General features: G+C 71.8%; 6 protein-coding genes and 1 pseudogene. 4 read left to right on the top strand and 3 right to left on the bottom strand.

The window, feature by feature from the left end; all coding sequences use genetic code 11:
* From DW299_RS02735 to DW299_RS02720, 4 genes and pseudogenes are all read left to right on the top strand, one after another.
* Window positions 1-360, top strand: a pseudogene (locus tag DW299_RS02735) (hypothetical protein); the annotation flags it as partial.
* Window positions 361-439: 79 nt separating this feature from the next.
* On the top strand, window positions 440-859 hold the full coding sequence (locus DW299_RS02730) for a Fur family transcriptional regulator (RefSeq protein ID WP_136028563.1): 420 nt from the start codon (window positions 440-442) through the stop codon (window positions 857-859).
* A gap of 67 nt (window positions 860-926) precedes the next feature.
* Window positions 927-2396, top strand: a complete 1470-nt coding sequence (locus DW299_RS02725) for a catalase (RefSeq protein WP_136035556.1) — start codon at window positions 927-929, stop codon at window positions 2394-2396.
* Between the two features lie 146 nt (window positions 2397-2542).
* A complete protein-coding gene (locus DW299_RS02720; protein WP_136028561.1) occupies window positions 2543-3343 on the top strand; it encodes an alpha/beta fold hydrolase in 801 nt (266 codons plus the stop codon).
* Window positions 3344-3349: 6 nt separating this feature from the next.
* Here the strand turns inward: DW299_RS02720 and msrA are convergent, their stop codons facing one another.
* The 3 genes from msrA to DW299_RS02705 form a co-directional block, all read right to left on the bottom strand.
* Complete coding sequence (gene msrA / locus DW299_RS02715; RefSeq protein ID WP_136028560.1) at window positions 3350-3895, bottom strand: peptide-methionine (S)-S-oxide reductase MsrA; 546 nt, start codon at window positions 3893-3895, stop codon at window positions 3350-3352.
* Window positions 3892-4386, bottom strand: coding sequence for a peptide-methionine (R)-S-oxide reductase MsrB (gene msrB, locus DW299_RS02710; protein WP_136028559.1), 495 nt, complete (start codon window positions 4384-4386; stop codon window positions 3892-3894). Before msrB ends, msrA begins: the two co-directional genes overlap by 4 nt.
* Window positions 4387-4495: 109 nt before the next feature.
* Window positions 4496-5117: DUF4862 family protein (locus DW299_RS02705; RefSeq protein WP_136035555.1), on the bottom strand; the 622-nt coding region annotated here is incomplete at its 5' end.

Below are 5117 nucleotides of genomic sequence, written 5' to 3'. Positions count from 1 at the left end.
AGTGAGTCCGCGGCCGGGGGCACGGGCGACCGCGGACTCACGGAGGCGGACGGCATGCTCGTGCCGCAGCTGCTCGGCGGCGGGCTCCCGGACGGCCCCGTGACCGTGCGCTGCACCAGCCGCGGCGACCTGCGCCTGGACGCGCTGGTGGTGCAACCCCGCGTGACCACGGCGGTGTACGCGACCACGGGCGGCGCGGCGGTGCTGTACGCCAACGCGACCGCGGAGCAGCAGCGCGTGGCACCTGTGGCACCCGGAGCGGGCACGGCCTACGACGAGAGCGGAGCACCGCGCGGGAACGGCACCCCGGGCGGCCGCGTGCGCGTGCGGGGACGGGGCTTCACGGTGACGCGGCGCTGAGGCCCGCGGCCGCCGGGGCGACTCGCCATGCCGGCATGCTCTTTTTGAGTCACTCAAAAGAACGTGTAGAGTCGAGGACATGGAGACAGACCTCGACTCGGCGCTGCGAGGCGCCGGGCTGCGTGCGACCGCGGGCCGCGTCGCCGTTCTCGAGGCTCTCGGCTCCATGGCCCACACGGATGCGGAGCGCGTCTACCGCGCGGTCTCCGAGTCGCTGCCGACCACGTCGATCCAGTCGGTGCACAACATCCTCGCGGACCTGACGACGGCGGGGCTCATCCGCCGGATCGAACCGGCAGGATCCGCGGCGCTCTACGAACGGCGCATCGGCGACAACCACCACCACGTCGTGTGCACCTCCTGCGGTGCGATCGGCGACGTGGACTGCGTCGTCGGCGAGGCGCCGTGCCTCACCCCCTCCTCCACGGGGGGATTCACCGTCCAGACAGCCGAAGTCACCTTCTGGGGCCTGTGCCCCAGCTGCCAGAACGCCGCGTAGGCCCGCCTCCGACCGCCCGTCCCCCGACGGCGCTGTTCGGCGTGCCCGCGCGCAGAAGGAGAACACCATGTCGAACCCCATCGGGTCGAACCGTCCGGCCACCACGACGCAGACGGGTACGCCCATCGCGAGCGACACCCACTCCCTCACGGTCGGTGCCGACGGCCCCACCGTGCTGCACGACCAGCACCTGGTCGAGAAGATCGCCTCGTTCAACCGCGAGCGGGTGCCGGAGCGCAACCCGCACGCCAAGGGCGGTGGCGCGTTCGGCGAGTTCGTCGTCACGGAGGACGTGTCGCAGTACACCAGGGCCGCGGTGTTCCAGCCCGGTGCCACGTCCGAGACGCTGATCCGCTTCTCCTCCGTCGCGGGCGAGCAGGGCTCCCCCGACACCTGGCGCGACGTGCGCGGCTTCTCGCTGCGGTTCTACACGACCGAGGGCAACCTCGACATCGTGGGCAACAACACCCCCACGTTCTTCCTGCGCGACGCCATCAAGTTCCCCGACTTCATCCACTCGCAGAAGCGCCTGGGCGACTCCGGTCTGCGCGACGCCGACATGCAGTGGGACTTCTGGACGCTCTCGCCCGAGTCCGCCCACCAGGTCACGTACCTCATGGGCGACCGCGGGCTCCCCCGCAGCTGGCGCCACATGAACGGCTACGGCTCGCACACCTACTCGTGGGTGAACGCCGCGGGCGAGCTGTTCTGGGTGAAGTACCACTTCCTGGCACACCAGGGTGTCGAGGCGATGAGCCCGGAGGAGGCCGAGAAGCTCGCCGGCACCGACGCCGACCACTACCGCCGCGACCTGTTCCAGTCGATCGCCCAGGGCGACTTCCCGAAGTGGGACCTGTACGTGCAGATCATGCCGTACGACGAGGCGAAGGACTACCGCTTCAACCCGTTCGACCTGACCAAGACGATCTCGAAGAAGGACTACCCGCGCATCAAGGTCGGCACGCTGACCCTGAACCGCAACCCGGAGAACTTCTTCGCGCAGATCGAGCAGGCGGGCTTCGCGCCCGGCAACCAGGTGCCCGGCACGGGCATCTCGCCGGACAAGATGCTGATGGGCCGCATCTTCGCGTACCCCGACGCGCAGCGTCACCGCATCGGCGCGAACTACAACCAGCTGCCGGTCAACCAGCCGCACGCGGCCGAGGTGCGCAACTACCAGCACGAGGGCTCGATGCGCTACCAGTACAACGACGCCGCGCACCGCACCTACCAGCCGAACTCGTTCGGCCCCGCCGGCGGCCCCGAGGCCGACCCGGCGAAGGGTGTCGAGGCGAACTGGGCGGCCGACGGCGAGCTGACGCGCTCCGCGGCGACCCTGCACGCCGAGGACGACGACTTCGGCCAGGCCGGCACGCTCTACCGCGAGGTGTTCGACGGGGAGCAGCGCGCCCGCTTCCTGGAGACGCTGACCGGCCAGGGCCGCTCGATCACGATCGACGCGATCCGCGAGCGCTTCTTCCAGTACTGGACGAACGTGGACGCCGAGCTCGGCGCCGCGCTCCGCGACCGGGTCTGACCCGGGTCGGCGCCCCTCCCTCCGTCATCCGGGGAGGGGCGCCGCCGGCGGGGACCCCGACGAACGCCCCCTTCTGCACCGTGCCCGCAGGAGGGGGTTCGTCGTCGGTGCGGCCGTTGCCGCGCGAGAGGGAGCAGGATGGAGGGGTGGCCGTTCCCCTCTCCGACCTGACCGCGATGCCCGCTCCCCAGCACGTGTACGCCCCCGACGGCACCCGGCTGGCGACCTACACGTGGGGTGAGCTCGATGCCCCGGTCGTGGTGGCGGTGCACGGCTTCGCGTCGAGCGCGCGCGACAACTGGGTGCTCACGGGCTGGGTGCGCGAGCTCACCGCGGCCGGCTACCGCGTGCTGGCTCTGGACCAGCGGGGGCACGGCCAGAGCGACAAGCCGCACGAGGCCGACGCCTACGCCATCCGCGCCCTGGCGACCGACGTGGAGACGGTGATGGACACCTACCTCGTCGACGACGCCTTCTACCTGGGCTACTCGCTGGGTGCGCGCGTCGGCTGGGAGGTCGTGCGGGAGCTCCCGCACCGGATCGGCCGGGCGGTGCTCGGAGGGGTTCCCGACGGCATCCCCCTGGCCCGGCTCGACCTGGACGAGGTGCGGGCGTATCTCGCCGACGGCACGCCGGTGACCGACCGCACCACCCAGAACTACATCGCCCTGACCGAGCGCGTGCCCGGCAACGACCTGCGGGCCCTGGTCGCGCTGGCGGAGGGGCTGCGCGGCTCCGGCACGATCGACCCCGACCCGGCCGACGCCCCGACCCGGCCGATCCTGTTCGCGACCGGGTCGAAAGACGCGATCATCGAGGGCTCGCGGGCGCTGGCGGCCGCGGCCCCCGACGGCCGGTTCGTGGAGATCCCGAACCGGCATCACTTCAACGCGCCGGGCTCGCGCGACTTCAAGGAAGCCGCGCTCGCCTTCTTCGCCGAGGGCTGACCGCGGTCAGCTCGCGGTGGCGTCCTCACGCTTCGGCAGCACCCAGCCCGCGCGCGGGAAGTGGCACGTGTAGCCGTTCGGGTACTTGATCAGGTAGTCCTGGTGCTCCTCCTCGGCCTGCCAAAACGGCCCGGCGGGCTCGATGGTGGTGACGGCCTTCGCCGGCCACAGCCCGGAGGCGTCGACGTCGGCGATCGTGTCGCGCGCGACCTGCTCCTGCTCGGGAGTGAGCGGGAAGATCGCGGAGCGGTAGCTCGACCCGATGTCGTTGCCCTGACGGTTCAGCGTCGACGGGTCGTGGATCTGGAAGAAGAACGCGAGGATGTCGCGGTAGGTCGTCTGGGTCGGGTCGAACACGATCTCGACCGCCTCCGCGTGACCGGGGTGGTTGCGGTAGGTGGCGTGGTCGTTCTCGCCACCGGTGTAGCCCACGCGGGTGTCGAGCACCCCGGGCTGGCGGCGGATCAGGTCTTCCATGCCCCAGAAGCAGCCGCCCGCCAGCACGGCGGTCTCGGTCCCGGGGGTGCGGGTGATGGTTCCGGTGTCGGTCATGACTGCTCCTCAGCGGTGTCGGGGGTGTCGGGTGTCGTGGTGGGGTCCGCGGCGAAGAGGCGGCTGTAGCGACCGTACCCCTCCTCCTCCAGCCTGTCAGCCGGGATGAAGCGCAGGGCCGCGGAGTTCATGCAGTAGCGCAGGCCGCCCTCGGCCGCCGGTCCGTCGTCGAACACGTGACCCAGGTGGCTGTCGGCTCCGGTCGAGCGGGCCTCGGTGCGGGTCATCCACAGCGTGCGGTCGGTCTTGGTGGTCACGGCCTCGGCGTCGATCGGGCGCGTGAAGCTCGGCCAGCCGGTGCCGCTGTCGTACTTGTCGCGGGACGAGAACAGCGGCTGCCCGGAGACCACATCGACGTAGATGCCGTCGTCGTGGGTGTTCCAGTAGGCGTTGCGGAAGGGCGGCTCGGTGGCGTCCTGCTGCGTCACCTCGTACTGCAGGTTCGTCAGGGCGCTGACCGCCTCGGGGGTCTTGCCGTAGTCGTTCGACATGAGTGGCTCCTTGTCCGGCGCCGCTGGCTGCGGCGTCATAGAGGAGAACCCGCGCCGTCCCCGTTTTGGTCCCGCGGGGCTGGGAGCGGGCTGTGAGTTTCGCGACGGCTCAGGCGGAGGCGCGCACGAGGTCCAGGTTCGCGGCGGCGGTGCGGAGGATGTCGGCGACCGTGCGGTCGTCGGGGCGGCGCGCGACCTTCAGGCCGAGCCACGCGACGTCGCCGGCGGCGGTGAGGGCCGCCGCGACGTGGGCGCGGTCGAGCAGAGAGCGCGACGCGGGGTGGGTCTCCGCGATCGGGAGGTGCGCGTCGATCCACGGGTAGCCGTAGGGGCTCTCCACGGGGGCGGCGCCGGAGAGGGCGAGCCCGGTCAGCAGGCCGGACGCCGCGGCGTCGGCGATCTGCGCGGTGACCGCGTCGGCATCGCGGAGCTCGATCGCGGAGCGCCCCCAGTTCAGCCACAGCCCCACCGGGACGTCGGCCAGGCGGATCGCGGCGATCTCGTCCGCGAGGGGCAGGAACCCCTTCTCGGGCGTCCGGTCCGGCACGTGCGCGTCGCAGTGCTCGACCGCCAGGACGGCGCCGGACCAGTCGAGCGCGGTCACCTCGTCGAGCGACCGGGCGAGGGCGGCGGCGTCTCCGGTCGCGCGCGGCGCGGTGTGCAGCGTGACCACCGCCACGTGGGCGGCGCTCTCGTCGCGGAGCCGGACGACGTCGGCGGCCACCCGGCGC

The organism is Microbacterium sp. K35 (assembly GCF_004794375.1).
GTDB lineage: Bacteria > Actinomycetota > Actinomycetes > Actinomycetales > Microbacteriaceae > Microbacterium > Microbacterium sufflavum.
The sequence above is the reverse complement of the archived record's forward strand: the minus strand, read 5'-3'. Positions and strand labels throughout refer to the sequence as shown.

Bases quoted from the DNA above. Each gene is read 5' to 3' on its own strand.
- DW299_RS02730 (WP_136028563.1), top strand. From the start codon at position 440: ATGGAGACAGACCTCGACTCGGCGCTGCGAGGCGCCGGGCTGCGTGCG.
- DW299_RS02725 (WP_136035556.1), top strand. From the start codon at position 927: ATGTCGAACCCCATCGGGTCGAACCGTCCGGCCACCACGACGCAGACG.
- msrA (WP_136028560.1), bottom strand. From the start codon at position 3,895: ATGACCGACACCGGAACCATCACCCGCACCCCCGGGACCGAGACCGCC.
- msrB (WP_136028559.1), bottom strand. From the start codon at position 4,386: ATGTCGAACGACTACGGCAAGACCCCCGAGGCGGTCAGCGCCCTGACG.